Annotated in this window: 12 protein-coding genes and 1 pseudogene; 2 read left to right on the top strand and 11 right to left on the bottom strand. The window is 62.6% G+C overall.

Translation table 11 applies throughout. From position 1 onward, the window contains the following. Window positions 1-55: 55 nt before the first annotated feature. The 10 genes and pseudogenes from catA to hisN form a co-directional block, all read right to left on the bottom strand. On the bottom strand, window positions 56-970 hold the full coding sequence (gene catA, locus J5M71_RS10065) for a catechol 1,2-dioxygenase (protein ID WP_207831899.1): 915 nt from the start codon (window positions 968-970) through the stop codon (window positions 56-58). Between the two features lie 30 nt (window positions 971-1000). Beyond that, a complete protein-coding gene (locus J5M71_RS10060; protein WP_207831897.1) occupies window positions 1001-2329 on the bottom strand; it encodes an aromatic acid/H+ symport family MFS transporter in 1329 nt (442 codons plus the stop codon). A gap of 57 nt (window positions 2330-2386) precedes the next feature. After that, on the bottom strand, window positions 2387-3148 hold the full coding sequence (locus J5M71_RS10055) for a 1,6-dihydroxycyclohexa-2,4-diene-1-carboxylate dehydrogenase (protein WP_207831894.1): 762 nt from the start codon (window positions 3146-3148) through the stop codon (window positions 2387-2389). 144 nt (window positions 3149-3292) lie between these two features. Further along, entirely contained in the window at window positions 3293-4303 is a 1011-nt protein-coding gene (gene benC, locus J5M71_RS10050) for a benzoate 1,2-dioxygenase electron transfer component BenC (RefSeq protein WP_207831893.1), read from the bottom strand. Between the two features lie 73 nt (window positions 4304-4376). Beyond that, window positions 4377-4862 (bottom strand): benzoate 1,2-dioxygenase small subunit, encoded by a 486-nt coding sequence (gene benB / locus J5M71_RS10045; RefSeq protein ID WP_025339039.1) that lies wholly within the window; start codon window positions 4860-4862, stop codon window positions 4377-4379. Continuing rightward, on the bottom strand, window positions 4859-6217 hold the full coding sequence (gene benA, locus J5M71_RS10040) for a benzoate 1,2-dioxygenase large subunit (protein WP_207831890.1): 1359 nt from the start codon (window positions 6215-6217) through the stop codon (window positions 4859-4861). The genes benB and benA overlap by 4 nt, the downstream gene beginning before the upstream one ends. 536 nt (window positions 6218-6753) lie before the next feature. Beyond that, window positions 6754-7008: pseudogene (locus tag J5M71_RS29250) on the bottom strand (RHS repeat-associated core domain-containing protein); the annotation flags it as partial. Window positions 7009-7102: 94 nt separating this feature from the next. Next, a complete protein-coding gene (gene benR / locus J5M71_RS10030; protein WP_207831886.1) occupies window positions 7103-8059 on the bottom strand; it encodes a benABC operon transcriptional activator BenR in 957 nt (318 codons plus the stop codon). A gap of 254 nt (window positions 8060-8313) precedes the next feature. Beyond that, window positions 8314-9045, bottom strand: coding sequence for a hypothetical protein (locus J5M71_RS10025; protein ID WP_207831884.1), 732 nt, complete (start codon window positions 9043-9045; stop codon window positions 8314-8316). Window positions 9046-9270: 225 nt separating this feature from the next. Next, complete coding sequence (gene hisN / locus J5M71_RS10020) at window positions 9271-10062, bottom strand: histidinol-phosphatase (protein WP_207831882.1); 792 nt, start codon at window positions 10060-10062, stop codon at window positions 9271-9273. 147 nt (window positions 10063-10209) lie between these two features. Here hisN and J5M71_RS10015 point away from each other — a divergent pair, with 147 nt between their 5' ends. Both J5M71_RS10015 and J5M71_RS10010 read left to right on the top strand, forming a co-directional pair. Next, complete coding sequence (locus tag J5M71_RS10015; RefSeq protein WP_207831880.1) at window positions 10210-11100, top strand: universal stress protein; 891 nt, start codon at window positions 10210-10212, stop codon at window positions 11098-11100. 246 nt (window positions 11101-11346) lie between these two features. After that, window positions 11347-13470 (top strand): TonB-dependent siderophore receptor, encoded by a 2124-nt coding sequence (locus J5M71_RS10010; RefSeq protein ID WP_207831878.1) that lies wholly within the window; start codon window positions 11347-11349, stop codon window positions 13468-13470. A gap of 115 nt (window positions 13471-13585) precedes the next feature. On the opposite strand, the gene J5M71_RS10005 is transcribed toward J5M71_RS10010, so the two are convergent. Further along, window positions 13586-14107 carry an acyloxyacyl hydrolase gene (locus tag J5M71_RS10005; RefSeq protein ID WP_207831876.1) on the bottom strand — a complete coding sequence of 174 codons (522 nt, stop codon included), beginning with the start codon at window positions 14105-14107 and terminating at the stop codon, window positions 13586-13588. Window positions 14108-14219 lie beyond the last annotated feature (112 nt).

The raw sequence follows: 14219 nt of genomic DNA, 5'->3' as shown, positions 1-14219 counted from the left end.
ATTTGCGCCGTACCTGTGGGAGCGGGCGCGCCCGCGAAGAAACCAACCTGGTGGATCAGGCCTCCTGCAAAGCCCGTGGCCGGCTGCTGCGCTGCTCATCGGCGCTGCCCTGGGCCCGTTGCAACTGGAAGTCGAACTTCAGCTCGGCATGCCGCCCCGCCTCACCCTCGACGAACACCACCTCGCCCACCAGCCCATCCCGCGTGGCATAGGCAAAGTCGTCCCACAGGTACTTGTCCCCGGCCAGGTTGATCTGCGTGGTCAGGTGCCGGTGCCCCTGCGCCGAGATGAAGAAGTGCACATGCGCCGGGCGCTGGCCATGGCGGCCCAGCAGGTCCAGGCACTCCTGGGTCGGCCCCTGCGGGTCGCAGCCATAGCCCGATGGCACGATGGAGCGCGCGCGGTAGCGCCCTTCGGCATCGGTGACGATGCGCCGGCGCAGGTTGTACTCGGACTGGCTCTGGTCGAAGAACGAATAGGTGCCGCGGGTATTGGCATGCCACAGGTCCACCGTGGCACCTGGCAGCGGCCGGCCCTCCGGGTCGAGCACCTGGCCCTCCAGGTACATGAGCGTGGCCACGCCCTCCTCGCTGCCGTCGTCCATGCGTACTTCACCTTCGGCGATGGGCGCACCGGCCACGTACAGCGGGCCTTCGATGGTGCGCGGGGTACCGCCGCCCAGCCCAGCCTCGGCGTCCTTGGCATCCTGCAGCAGGTCGAGAAAGTGCTCGATGCCCAGCCCTGCCACCAGCAGCCCGGCCTCGCCGCGCCCGCCCAGGCGGTTGAGGTAGTCGACGGCATGCCAGAACTCGTCCTCGCTGATTTCCAGGTCTTCGATCAGTCGCGCGGTGTCCTGCAGCACGCGCTGCACGATGCGCTTCAGGCGTGGGCTGCCGGCATCGTTGCCGAAGCCTGCGGCCTCTTCGAAGAACTGCTGCACCTCGGCAGTGTGGGAAATTTTCACGGTCATGGTGGGTCACCTCATGTTGTTGTTCTGGAATTACGCCTGCGCTGCAATGGCCTGGGCATGCCGACGGCCGCTGGCCAGGTGCACGGCCATGGCCAGCGCGGCGATCGCGCCAGGTATGGCGAAGGCGATGAAATTGAGTTGCAGGGGCAAGTTGATGCCCATCAGTGCACCACCCAGCAGCGGGCCGACGATGGCACCGTTGCGGCCGATGCCCGAGGCCCAGCCCAGCCCGGTGGAGCGCACCGACAACCCGTACATTTGCGCAGCGCCGGCATACAGCAGGATCTGGGTGCCGATGGTGGTGGCGCCGGCAATGAAGATCAGCAGGTACAGCACCGGCATCGGGCTATTGACACCCAGCAGGCTGATCGACAGCGCGGCAGCCATGAAGAACGCGACCTTGACCTTGACCAGGTTGTAGCGGTCGCCCAGCCAGCCGCCGAGGATCGCCCCAGCCATGCCACCGAAGTTCAGCGCCAGCATGAACGACAGGCTCGAGCCCAGGCTGTAGCCGGCGTTGGCCATCAGCTTTGGTAGCCAGGAGCTGAGCGCGTAGACCATCAGCAGGCAGCAGAAGAACGCCAGCCACAGCGCCAGGGTACGAATGGCCAGGCCGTTGCGGAACAGTTCCAGCACCGACGCCCCGCTGCCTTTGCGGTCGGCTGCCTGCAGCACATCATCCGCCTGCACGTCGCAATCCGGGTCCAGCCGCTTGAGCAGCTTGCGGGCCTCGTCGGTCCGGCCCTTGCGCACCAGGAAACCGATCGATTCCGGGAGGTGGTAGAGGATCACCGGCAACAGCAGCAGTGGTACCGCTGCGGCGAAGAACATCGATTCCCAGCCGAAACGCGGCAGCATGAAGATGCCGACGCCCGCCGAGAGCATGCCGCCGAGCGAGTAGCCACTGAACATGATCGCTACCAGCGTGCTGCGCAGGCGCTTGGGCGCGTACTCGTTCATCAATGCCACGGCATTGGGCATCAGGCCGCCGCAGCCCAGGCCGGCGATGAAGCGGTAGATGCCGAACTCGCTCGGGCTGCTGGCAAACCCGTTGAGGATGGTCGCCCCGGAGAACAAGGCGAAACAGATGGCGATGCCCTTCTTGCGCCCGACGCGGTCGGCCAGGCTACCGAATGCCAGGGCGCCGAACATCATGCCGAACAGCGCATAGCTGCCCAGCGCACCGGCCTGCAGCGGGGTCAGGCCCCACTCTTTCATGATGACCGGCAGTACCACGCCGTAGATGAACAGGTCATAGCCGTCGAAGATCAGCAGCAGGCCGCACCAGGCCATGACCATCCAGTGGAACGGGGTAAAGCGCGCGTTATCGATGATCGGGTGTACGTCAAGGGTTCGCATGGCATCTGTCGCTCTTGTTTTTGTTGTGAAAGAAAGCTCTTGCCTTTGGGGTGTCGCTCAGCCGAGGTCACCGCCCCCTACCGGCAAGGTCACGCCGGTGATGTACGAGGCTTCGTCGGAGGCGAGGAACAGAATCGCGCCCACCTGCTCGTCGATGCTGCCGTAGCGGTGCATCAGGCTGCTGTCGAGGGTCTGGTCGACGATCTGCTGGTACCAGTGCTTTTCCTGTTCGGTCTGCTCGGCACTGTTGCGCGGCACGCGCCGGGGTGGCGCTTCGGTGCCGCCGGGGGCGGTGGCGTTGACACGGATGCCACGGCCGGCGGTTTCGAAAGCCAGGCACGCGGTCAGCGCGTTGACGCCGCCCTTGGCCGCGCCGTAGGGCACGCGGTTGACACCACGGGTGGCGATGGACGAGACGTTGACGATGGCGCCACTGCCACGTTCGAGCATGTACGGCAGTGCGGCATGGCAGCACCACAGGGTGGGGAACAACGAGCGGCGCACTTCGGCTTCGATCTGGTCCACTTCGTAGTGTTCGAAGGGCTTGGCCCAGATAGTGCCGCCAACGTTGTTGACCAGGATGTCGAGGCGGCCGAATGCTTCAACCGCGCTGGCCATGACCCGGGTGCAGTCGCCATGTTGTTCAAGGTCGGCGGTGAGGGTGAGCATGCCCTCGCCGGCCAGTTCGTGAACCAGTTCGGAGCGGTCTACCGCGACCACTTGCGCGCCTTCGGCCTTGAGCCGCCAGCACACGCCACGGCCGATGCCCTGGGCGGCACCGGTGACCAGGGCGACCTTGCCTTGGAATCGGTTGTTCATATGCAAATCTCCACTTGCCCGCTGTCCCTGTGGGAGCGGGTTTACCCGCGAATGCGTCCGACAAGACAAAACCGCTGTACCGGCTGGCCTCTTCGCGGGTGAACCCGCTCCCACAGAAGCGGTGTCATGTTCGGATGAAAGGGATCAAGCCGCCGCCGCGAACTTCTCGTAGTAGAAGTTCGCCGGGGTAATGCCCTGCTCGCGCACGTACTGGCTGACCGCTTCGACCATCGGTGGCGGGCCGCACAGGTACACGTCGACATCGCCATCGTTGAGGTGGCGCGGCTCGATGTGCTGGGTCACGTAGCCCTTTTGCGGGTACTGGCTGTCCGGGTTGGCCACGCAGGCGCTGAAGGTGAAGTTGGGGATGCGCGCCGCCAGCGCCTGCAGGCGGTCGAGCTCGACCAGGTCGAAGTCGTTGGTCACGCCGTAGATCAGGTGCAGCGGGTGCTCGCTGCCCTGCTCGGCGATCTTCTCCAGCATCGCCGTGAACGGTGCCAGGCCGGTGCCACCGGCCAGCAGCAGCAGCGGGCGCTGGATCGGCCGCAGGTAGAAGCTACCCAGCGGCCCGGCCAGGGTCATGCGGTCGCCGGCCTTGGCCAGGTTGGTCAGGAAGCTGCTCATCAGCCCGCCCGGCACGTTGCGGATCAGGAAACTGACTTCGCCATCCTTCTGCAGCGAGCTGAACGAATAGGCGCGGCTCTGCTCGCTGCCTGGCACCTTGAGGTTGACATACTGGCCTGGCAGGAAGGCCAGGCGGCTGAGGGCCTCGCCCTTGATCGACAGGGCAATGGTGCTGGCCGACAGCTGGCGGACATCGCTGATGGCGGCCTCGAAACTGGCCTGTTCGGTCTTGCACAGCTGCGACGAGGCCGGGATGCGAATGACGCAGTCGCTCTCGGCGCGCATCTGGCAGGTCAGGACGAAGCCTTCGGCGACTTCGTCTTCGCTCAGGGCGTCTTCGATGAAGTTGTCGCCCAGGTCGTAGCGGCCGGACTCGGCCTTGCACTTGCAGGTACCGCAGGCGCCGTCGCGGCAGTCCAGCGGGATGTTGATGCCCTGGCGGTAGGCGGCGTCGGCCACGGTTTCATGGCCGGCGGCTTCGATGAAGCGGGTAACCCCGTCTTCGAAATTCAGTGCGATCTGGTAGCTCATGTTGCACCTCGCGGGCGAGCCTGGCCACGGCGCGTCGCAGGACGCACCGGGCAGCGCTCGCAAAAACCCTGGATCAGATGTGATAGATGTCGATGACCTGGCGCACGTAGTCGTTCTTCAGCACCACCTTCTTGGCCTTGATCAGCGGCTGCTCACCGCGCAGGTCGAGGGTGTAGAAGCTGGTGCCGAAGTAACTGTCGGTGGTCTTGTAGCGGAAGCTCAGGGTGTGCCAGTTGAAGCGCACCTGGCACTCACCTTCGCCCTGCTCGACGATCTCGATGTTGCTGATGTTGTGCGAGGTGCGGGTGTCGGGCACGGTCGCACTGGAGCGCTCGGTCTTGATGCGGAACACGCGGTCTTCCAGGCCGCCACGGTTGCCGTACCAGATCAGCGAGATTTCGCTTTGTGGGTCTTCGGTAAGGGTGTCGTCATCGTCCCAGCTCGGCATCCAGAAGCTGGCGTCGCTGGCGTACAGTTCCAGCCACTGATCCCACTGGGCATCGTCGAGGTAACGTGCTTCACGGTAGAGGAAGTCGCGCACGGTTTCATACAGGCTCATTGCACGGCCTCCACGGGGATCAGTTGCTGTTCGTCCTTCAGGGCCTGGATCATGGTGTCCTGCCAGTACTTGTGCTGCAGCACGAACAGGCCTTCGTCCTCGGTGCGTACACCGGACAGCAAAGGCTTGAGTTCGATTTCCCTGGCCGCCTCGTCGGCACCCTCCACCCAGTGCGCAGCGCCGCGGGACATGTCGTTCCAGCCGGTGCCGCCGCCGTAGCCGGTCTGACACGAGCGGAACTCCTCCAGGTCATCCGGGGTGGCCATGCCGCTGACGTTGAAGAAGTCTTCGTACTGGCGAATGCGCTTGGCGCGGGCATCGGCACTCTCGCCTTTCGGCGCGATGCAATAGATGGTGATTTCGGTCTTGTTCACCGAAATCGGCCGGGCGATGCGGATCTGCGAGCTGAACTGGTCCATCAGGTACACGTTCGGGTACAGGCACAGGTTGCGCGAGTTCTCGATCATCCAGTCGGCACGGGCCTGGCCGAAGTCGGCTGCCAGCTGGTCACGGCGCTCGTAGGCCGGGCGGTCCTCGGGGTTGGCCCAGCGGGTCCACAGCAGCAGGTGACCGTGGTCGAAGGAGTAGAAGCCACCGCCCTGCTTGGCCCAGGCGCCGGCGCTCATGGTCTTGATCTCGTCACCCGCCTCACGCTGCTTGCGCTGGTTCTGGGTGGCGGCGTAGTTCCAGTGCACCGAGCTGACGTGGTAGCCGTCGGCGCCATTCTCGGCGGTGAGCTTCCAGTTGCCTTCGTAGATGTACGAACTGGCACCGCGCAGCACTTCCAGGCCTTCCGGCGACTGGTCGACGATCATGTCGATGATCTTGGCCGACTCGCCCAGGTGCTCGACCAGCGGCTTGACGTTGGCATTCAGGCTGCCGAACAGGAAGCCACGGTACGACTCGAAGCGCGCCACCTTGGTCAGGTCGTGGGAGCCGTCGCAGTTGAAGCTGTCGGGGTAGCCGGCGTTGCTGGGGTCTTTGACCTTGAGCAGCTTGCCGCTGTTGTTGAAGGTCCAGCCGTGGAACGGGCAGGTGTAGCTGGAGCGGTTGCCACGCTTGTGCCGGCACAGCATGGCGCCGCGGTGGCTGCAGGCGTTGAGGAAGGCGTTGAGCTCACCGTCCTTGTTGCGTGCGATGAAGATCGGCTGGCGCCCCATGGTCAGGGTGAGGAAGTCGTTTTTCTCGGGGATCTGGCTTTCATGGGCCAGGTAGATCCAGTTGCCCTCGAAGATGTGTTTCATCTCCAGGTCGAACAGGCGTGGGTCGGTGAACATCTCGCGCTTGCAGCGGTAGATGCCCTTTTCACGGTCGTCCTCGAGCAAGGCATTGAGGTAGTCGAATCCCAGGGACATGGCCAGGGTCTCCCTTGTTATTGTTTAGACCTGGTCAGGTTAGGGAGACGGCTGGCGGGGGACTATCCGGATTGTGCAGAGTGCTATCCAGCTTTGCCTGGGTCTCGTACGTTCGAAATTTCCCGTTTGGGGTCATGTAGCCAGCTGATGGCACTAGGAGTATTTTTGGCGAGCTTCATCTTTTCGTAGAGCGGAACGAGCACGCGGATTGCCTCGCTTAGTCGACTCTGCGAACTGATAGGTGCTGCAGCTTGGCTGACTGTCCAACCCGCTTCCCGTTTCAAGTTTTCTCCATAATTGCTGATCAGTTTCTGCGTGGTGCCTTCCACCAGTAGAATTTGAGGATCAGTCCATTCCGCCGATGTCATTATGTGACTCAACTGATCCCCATAACCACGGCCCAGCTCATTAACCGTTCCCACGACACGTTCGCTTACAACTGGAGAGGTCGTTGTTTTTCCTTTGAGTTCTGGATTTCGCATGTGAAACCCTGCCTTAGAGCGAACGCTCTGCAACTGCACTCGGGGAAGCTTGAAGTGACCGCTCGGGTCCGTATTGTTAACGGGATCCCCAGCACAGTAGGCGTAACAATTAAATCCTCCGGCACCCATTGGGCTTAAGCTGTCAGGGCTGTGGAACCGCATCAAAACCGGATTGAACGCACGGTATCCATTCCCCAGCAAGTAGTGGCCTGTTGCAGACTCTTTTCTCTGCCCGCTGAAACGCAGCACTGATGGGTATTGACTGTATCCATCATGCCCATAAACGGTGTACTGCAATGAAGTCGACATGATTGCCACCTTTTACCTGAGATAAGGCAAATGGTGTGTTGTGCATGAAATGCAAACAACTGGCAGAAATATCAGGTGGCCAAGCGGGCGGGTGTCATCCCCGCCGCTTGAACGTCTGCGACGGCAGCTCACCAAACTGCTGCCGATAGACCTCGGAAAAACGCCCCAGATGAAGGAAACCGTAATCCAGGGCCAGCTCCGTCACACTGCGCACGCCACAGGTCGGGTCGCTCAGGCATGCATGCACCCGCTCCAGCTTGCGCTGGCGCACGTAATGCTTGGGCGTGGTGCCCAGATGCTGGTCAAACAACCCATACAACGAGCGCAAGCTCATACAGGCCTGCTCCGCCAGCACCTCAGCCGACAACTCCAGCTTCAGGTTGCGCTCGATGTAATCGAGAATGCGCTCAAGGCCCACTTGAGGGGCGCTCAGGCATTCGCGACGGATATTGGTGCTCATCAGGGTCAGCAACTTGCTGGCTACGATCTGGCTGTAATGGCCCTGTACCCTTGGCAGTGAGTCGCTTACCTCGGCCTCGTGGCAAACCATCGCCAGCAGGTTGACGAACCCGTCCAGCTCCTCCAGCCGATAATGGTTGCGCAAGAACCGCACCCCGCCATCCGGCCGGTGCCAGCGCTGTTCATCGCAGATCGAATCCAGCAACCGGGTCGGCACCTTGAGGATGAATTTCTCGCAGTCTTCCGAATAGGTCAGGTCAACCGGGTCGTCGGGGTTGATCAGCAACAGCTCGCCCGGCACCAGGTGTTGCTCACGCTTGTGCCCCCGCCACAGGCAGTTGCCGTTGAGCAACACCTGCAGGTGATAAATGGTTTCCAGCGCCGGCGAAGTAACCCGTACGCTGCCGCCGTAGCTGATGCGGCACAGGTCCAGTTCGGCGAACTTGCGGTGGCTGAGGCTGGCTTGCGGATGGGTGGTGCGGGACAGACCGATGCAATGCTGGCCTACATGCTGATTGACATAATCGGACACAGCATAGGGGTCGGCGTGATGAAACACGCTACTGCGCTCGCTCAGCAGGCGGCTTTCCATAGGCAAGGCACTCGGTATCGTTATTGTTCTGGTCGCCGCGTCCTACGGCCCGGTGGGCTGTGGTTGCGGTCGTCACGGTCATTCTATCGAGCCGGCTGCGGGTCGCGGGGGCAGGCGACAACCGGTGGATGGGCACACTTAAGCAAAAAGGCGGGGGTTGGGCAATGCAACCTTGGGAATGGATGGGCGGATAGCGGACAGACGGGACAGTGGCCGTGTTCGTTTATCGAACGGTCTTTCCTGAACCGCTCACGTCACTGTACAGGCAGGAAGTTCATCAGCAAGAGGCTTTGCGCGTAATTCAAACCAATCCGCCGATACCGCTCATCCAGCAATTCCGCCAGCAAATCCAGCCGAGCCACGATCTTGCCGAACTCCACCGCAAAACTCAGGTTGCTGCCCTCTTCCGAGATCTCGTTGGAGAACAACAGCAGCACGCCATTGGCATCCTGCCGCTGGCTCAACATCCAGGTGGCCTTCTCGATATTGCGCGCGGCGTTGTTGACGAACAGCGGGTCGATGGTATCGGTCATGTAGAACTCGGTACGGCCACCGTGCGCCGTGATCAGCATGCTGCCGATGGCGTAGATGAAGGCACCGACCCGATCACCGCGAAACTCGGGGCTCAGGGCATAGCTCAAGGCTGCGAGATCGCGACGGTTGCCCAGTTGCGCCAACGGCTGGCGTTGTTCGATGGCGATGCGGATCTGCCGCTCGGCAGTCGCGGCGTCGACATAACCGGACATTTTCCACTGGTTGGGGTTGCGCAGGTACAGCTTGTTCATCAGCAGGTACAAGCTCTGCAGGTTGTCGCGCATGGACAGCGTGGCCAGGCGGTCGACGCTGGTCTGGAACAGTTCGCTGGGCTTGCCGTTGCCGAGCTGGTTGACCATGTCGCGACCCTGCTGCTGGGTGCAGGCGCACAGGCATGTGAGGGCGCCTGCCAGCAGCAGGCGGGAGAAGACATTGGGATTGCTTGCAACCATCGGCACCGGGTCGATATTCGGCGGCCGCACCGGGGATCAGAGCGGCCTGGCCAAGCATAGAGCCCGGAAATTGGAAAAAGTGCGGTGATTGGGAAGATAGTAAACCTGTACCGGCCTCTTCGCGGGTAAACCCGCTCCCACAGGATCACCACAAATCCTGAAAACCGTGCAGTACCTGTGGGAGCGGGTTTACCCGCGAAGAGGCCAGTACAGGCGACACAACACTTACATGGCGTGACGCAACATCTCCACCACCTGTGCATGCAGCGCCGGGTCACCACAGGCCACCACACACCCGCCATTCTGCGCGCTGCTGCCATCCCATGCGGTAATCACCCCGCCCGCCCCTTCGATGATCGGCATCAGCGCCTGCACGTCATACGGCTGCAGGCTCGCCTCGACGATCACGTCGACAAAACCGGAAGCCAGCATGCAGTAGGCATAGCAGTCGCCACCGTAGCGCATCAGGCGCGCCTTGCCGGCAACGGCCTCGAACGCAGCCTTGCGCGCGGTGGTATCGAACATGTCCGGCGTGGTGCACATCAGCGTGGCCGAGGCCAGGTCGGCACAGGCGCGGGTCTGCAACGGCGTACCGCTGCGCCAGGCACCTTCCGGGGTGCCGACAAAGCGCTCGCCGGTAAACGGCTGGTTCATCACCCCGACCACCGGGCGCACGCCGTCGTTCAAGGCAATCAGCGTGCCCCATAGCGGCAGGCCGGTGATGAAAGCGCGGGTGCCGTCGATCGGGTCCAGCACCCAGGTAAGCGGGCTGCTGCCGACTGCCACGCCGGCTTCTTCGCCGAGGATGCCATGCTCGGGGTAACGGGCCTGGATCAGCTCGCGCATGGCGTCCTCGGCCGCCTTGTCGGCCACGGTCACCGGGTCGTACAGGCGCCCGCCCTTGTCCTCGACCTCCAGGCTGGCGCGAAAGTATGGCTTGATCGCCACAGCGGCAGCATCGGCCAACTGCTCGGCAAAGGCGCGGAATTCGCCGATCTGTTCAGCACTCAGGGACATGGGGCGGGCCTCGTGAAAATGATGGGGCCCGCATCATACCCGACACGCCGTGCCGCGCCAGCCTCCGTCAGGTGCTCATGCAGCCCTGCGCGGTCTAGACTGAACAAGACCAGATCACCGGGGGGCTGTCACACGTGGAGGTGTGAGATGAGCCAGTTCAAGCGTCTGTTCGTCATGCTTGGCCCGCAGATGCGCCACACGCCGGCGCTGCAACGCGCTGCGGCGTTGGCGGAATCCAGCGGGGCTTTGCTGGATATCAATGTGTTCGTCGACGATGTCGACACCTTTGGCTTGATGAGCGATAGCCGTGAGCGTGAGCGGCTGCTCAGCGACAACCGCCAATGGCTGGCGGACGAAGCCGAACAACTGGCCAACGCCGGCCTGGATGTGTCTACCGAACTGCTGCTGACCCGCGACCCGCTGGGCAGTGTGCTGGAGCGGGTCGAACGGCTGGGTTGCGACCTGCTGATCAAGGACGTGCAGCATGAACCGGTACTCAAGCGCCTGCTGGTAACGCCACTGGACTGGCAGTTGCTCAAGGACAGCCCGGTGGCCGTGCACCTGGTCAGCGATATCCGCCTGCCCCTGCCCCGGCAGATTGCCGCCGCGGTGGACCTGAACAGCCATGGCGCTGGCGAGCACCTGGATGAGCAGGTGATCCACTGCGCCCATGCCTTGGCCCTGCAGTGCAATGCCGAGCTGCATCTGCTGCACGTGTGCGACGCGGCCAAGACCCACATTGCCGACTTCGGCGCCGGTACGGTGACCATGCCTGGCTTCGATGGCAGCGTGCGGACCGCGCAGCGGGCGGCGTTCAACCGGTTGGGCGACCACCACCAGATTCCGCTGGAGCGCAGGCACTTCCTGGAGGGGGCAGCGATCAAGGCCATTGCCGAGTTCGTCGGCCACAGCCGGGCGGATGTGATCGTGATGGGCAGCCACCGGCACGACGCCATGCAGACGTTCCTCGGCGGGACCACGGCGCATGTGCTGGAGCATCCGCTGTGCAATGTGCTGGCGATCAAGGCGGTCCGCTGAAGGCTGGGTAACCTGGACCGGCCTCTTCGCGGGTAAACCCGCTCCCACAGGTACCTCACTGCCCTCAGGCCAGTGGCCCCCCTGTGGGAGCGGGTTTGCCCGCGAAGACGGCGGTTCGGATTTCACCTTTAGGTACCTGGCACACCAGTGCCACTTAAAAAGAATGCATTTGATAATGATTCGTAGTAGTTTCTTGGCGCTTGCCCACCTTCCCCCTCAGCGCCTTACTCCAGGATCGTCCCGTCGATGCGTCGCACGTTCGTTTCGCTTTGTGTGCTTCATGCTGTCTCCCCGCTGGCCTTTGCCGAGCCCGAGCCGCTCGGCGCCCCCGCCCAGATCGAACTCCAGGCCCTGAGCATTACCAGCAGTGCTGATAGCGAACGTGCCGATGGCCCGGTCGACGGCTACAAGGCCACCCGCTCGGCCAGCGCCACCCGCACCGACACCGCGCTGCATGAGACCCCGCAATCGGTCAGCGTGGTGCCCAAGGACGTCCTGCAGGACACTGGCGCCACCCGCCTGCAGGACGGCCTGGATTACGCCGGCGGTGTCGGGCGCGCCAACAACTTCGGCGGCCAGGGCCTGACCACCTTCACCGTGCGCGGCTTCACCACCGGCGAGTTTTACCGCAACGGCTTCCCCATCAACCGCGGCTACCCCAACGCCCCGGACGCCAACACGGTCGAGCGCCTGGAGGTGATCCGTGGCCCGGCCAGCAGCCTGTATGGCCGTGGCGACCCCGGCGGCACCTTCAACGTGGTCAGCAAGCAGCCGCTGCCGGAATCCAAGGTCACCCTGGGCAGCCAGTTCGATGACCAGGGCATGCACCGCGCAACCCTGGACGCTACCGGGCCGCTGAACCAGGACGGCTCGCTGGCCTACCGCCTGAACCTGCTGGGCGAAGGCGGCGAAAGCTTCCGCGACAACGTTGAAAGCGAGCGCTATGACGTGGCGCCGGTGCTCAGCTGGCAGGTCAACGACAGTACGAAGATCGTCTTCGAGGGTGATTTCATGCGCAACAACCACCCGCTGGACCGTGGCTTGACCCGCTACCCGACCCAGGCCGGCAGCGCTTCACGCGATACCTACATCTGGGAGAAAGGCAGCGACAACCTGCTGCACAATGACAACAACATGGCTCAGGTGCGCTTCGAACACCTGCTCAACGATAACTGGACGCTGGGTGGAGGCTTCCAGTATCTCGATGGCTCGCTCAAAGGCAATGCTGTAGAGGCCACCATTGCCCCAGCAGATGGCCGTACCCTGCAGCGCAACTTCAATTACCGCAAGCTGGAGTGGACCGACCGCGACTGGCAGTTGAACCTCACCGGGCATTTCGATACAGGTGCGTTCAGCCATACCCTGCTGACCGGCGTCGAGTACGAGAACTACCATTACAATTCGATCATTCGCCGTTCCACCGCGCCCTACACGATCGATATTTACAATCCGGTACTAGGCCAGCCGAGGCCGGAGCTGGCAGCGGTACCAACTACCTGGGACAGCGAGAAGCTCGAGACCTGGGCGTATTTCATCCAGGACCAGGTGGCCCTGACGGAGCGCTTGAAGGCACTTGCAGGTGTACGCTTCGAGCGTTTCGAGCATGATTACGACGACAAGCGGCCCGCGAACCGCGACTTCAGCAAAGGCGAGAACGGCGTCACCCCGCGCTTTGGCCTGATCTACGACCTGACCGACTCTGTCGCCGTTTATGCCAACACCGCCCGTTCGTTCAAGCCCAATAGCGGCGCCAGCCTGCAAGGTTCGGGCTTCGACCCGGAGAAAGGCAAGTCGTACGAACTGGGTATGAAATGGGAAGCGCCGGACCGTCAGCTGAGCGTTGACGCGGCGATCTATCACATCGTCAAGGAAAATGTGCTGACACGCGACCCGGCGGACCCCAACTACAACCTTGCCGCTGGCGAAGTACGTAGCCGTGGTCTGGATATCAACATCGCCGGCAATGTCACGCCAGAATGGCGGGTGATCGGTGGCTACGCCTACGTCGACGCTGAAGTGACCAAGGACAACCGCCTGCCCACTGGCACCCGGCTGGCGAACATTCCTAGGAACAGCTTCAGCCTGCTCAACACCTACGAATTCCAGGACGGACTGGCCAAAGGCCTTGGGCTGGGGGTTGGGGTGAAGTACGTCGATGACCGCAATGGCCAGACCGAGGCAGTGACTTACAACATGGACCAGTACACCGTTGTTGACCTGCTGGCCTTTTACAAGGTCAACGACAACATCCGCCTCAACCTGGACCTGAAGAACCTGTTCAACAAGGAATACGACGAGGGAGCATTCAACTTCTACGCCTACCCAGGAGCGCCGCGGACGGTGCAGGCTGGGGTTTCGTATACCTTCTGAATTGCCGGGGCTGCTTCGCAGCCCTTTCGCGACACAAGGCCGCTCCCACAGAAGTCAGGCGCATACCTGTGGGAGCGGCCTTGTGTCGCGATGGGCCGCAAAGCGGCCCCCGGTCTCAGAACCCTTTGCTGTAGAACAGCGAGTACGACTCGATGCCGTCGTTAGGCTGCTTGAGCCCCGCGTTGGAGTAATGCATCGCGCGGATCCCCACCTTCTGCTCTCCCGGCAATTTCAGGCCAAAGCCGATGCGGTCTTCGAAGTTGACCGCCGAGCCCAGGCGCTGGTCGCCCACGTCGGTCTTGGAAAACGCCGCCAGGCCAATGCCGGCCTCGATGTACGGGGTATAGGTAAAACCGCTGAATTCATAGGTAAACACCGGGCTGAACGACAGCGAGTGCGCGCCACTGGCCTCACCGCCCTCCCAATAGGTGTAGGCCGCATCCCAGTATCCGGTCAGATAACCGGTGCTGCTCTCCAGCCATTTCTTGTCCCAGTCGAACGACAGGCCAATACGGTAGGTCATGTCGCCTTGGCCAGTGGCGCCAACGGCGCCGGTCACCTGCGCTGCCTGGGCCAGATTCGCTCCGGCAAAGGCCAGCACTGCAGCAGCCAGCGAAGCTGCTAGTCGGGTTTTCATCAATGACTTCTCCTGATGGTCTACACGGCAAGTGGGGGCTTGGGCCCCTCGATCTTATGCGGTGACCGGTTGCATCCGGACCGGTCACGCGAAGTAATACTTTTCTGATTAT

The sequence above is a fragment of the Pseudomonas sp. 43(2021) genome (assembly GCF_017490805.1).
Lineage (GTDB): Bacteria > Pseudomonadota > Gammaproteobacteria > Pseudomonadales > Pseudomonadaceae > Aquipseudomonas.
Note: the sequence above shows the minus strand (reverse complement) of the source record. Positions and strands in the feature narration are given on the sequence as shown.

Excerpts from the sequence above, each read along its gene's own strand:
- catA (WP_207831899.1), bottom strand. The coding sequence starts at position 970 with ATGACCGTGAAAATTTCCCACACTGCCGAGGTGCAGCAGTTCTTCGAA.
- J5M71_RS10060 (WP_207831897.1), bottom strand. The coding sequence starts at position 2,329 with ATGCGAACCCTTGACGTACACCCGATCATCGATAACGCGCGCTTTACC.
- J5M71_RS10055 (WP_207831894.1), bottom strand. The coding sequence starts at position 3,148 with ATGAACAACCGATTCCAAGGCAAGGTCGCCCTGGTCACCGGTGCCGCC.
- benC (WP_207831893.1), bottom strand. The coding sequence starts at position 4,303 with ATGAGCTACCAGATCGCACTGAATTTCGAAGACGGGGTTACCCGCTTC.
- benB (WP_025339039.1), bottom strand. The coding sequence starts at position 4,862 with ATGAGCCTGTATGAAACCGTGCGCGACTTCCTCTACCGTGAAGCACGT.
- benA (WP_207831890.1), bottom strand. The coding sequence starts at position 6,217 with ATGTCCCTGGGATTCGACTACCTCAATGCCTTGCTCGAGGACGACCGT.
- benR (WP_207831886.1), bottom strand. The coding sequence starts at position 8,059 with ATGGAAAGCCGCCTGCTGAGCGAGCGCAGTAGCGTGTTTCATCACGCC.
- J5M71_RS10025 (WP_207831884.1), bottom strand. The coding sequence starts at position 9,045 with ATGGTTGCAAGCAATCCCAATGTCTTCTCCCGCCTGCTGCTGGCAGGC.
- hisN (WP_207831882.1), bottom strand. The coding sequence starts at position 10,062 with ATGTCCCTGAGTGCTGAACAGATCGGCGAATTCCGCGCCTTTGCCGAG.
- J5M71_RS10015 (WP_207831880.1), top strand. The coding sequence starts at position 10,210 with ATGAGCCAGTTCAAGCGTCTGTTCGTCATGCTTGGCCCGCAGATGCGC.
- J5M71_RS10010 (WP_207831878.1), top strand. The coding sequence starts at position 11,347 with ATGCGTCGCACGTTCGTTTCGCTTTGTGTGCTTCATGCTGTCTCCCCG.
- J5M71_RS10005 (WP_207831876.1), bottom strand. The coding sequence starts at position 14,107 with ATGAAAACCCGACTAGCAGCTTCGCTGGCTGCTGCAGTGCTGGCCTTT.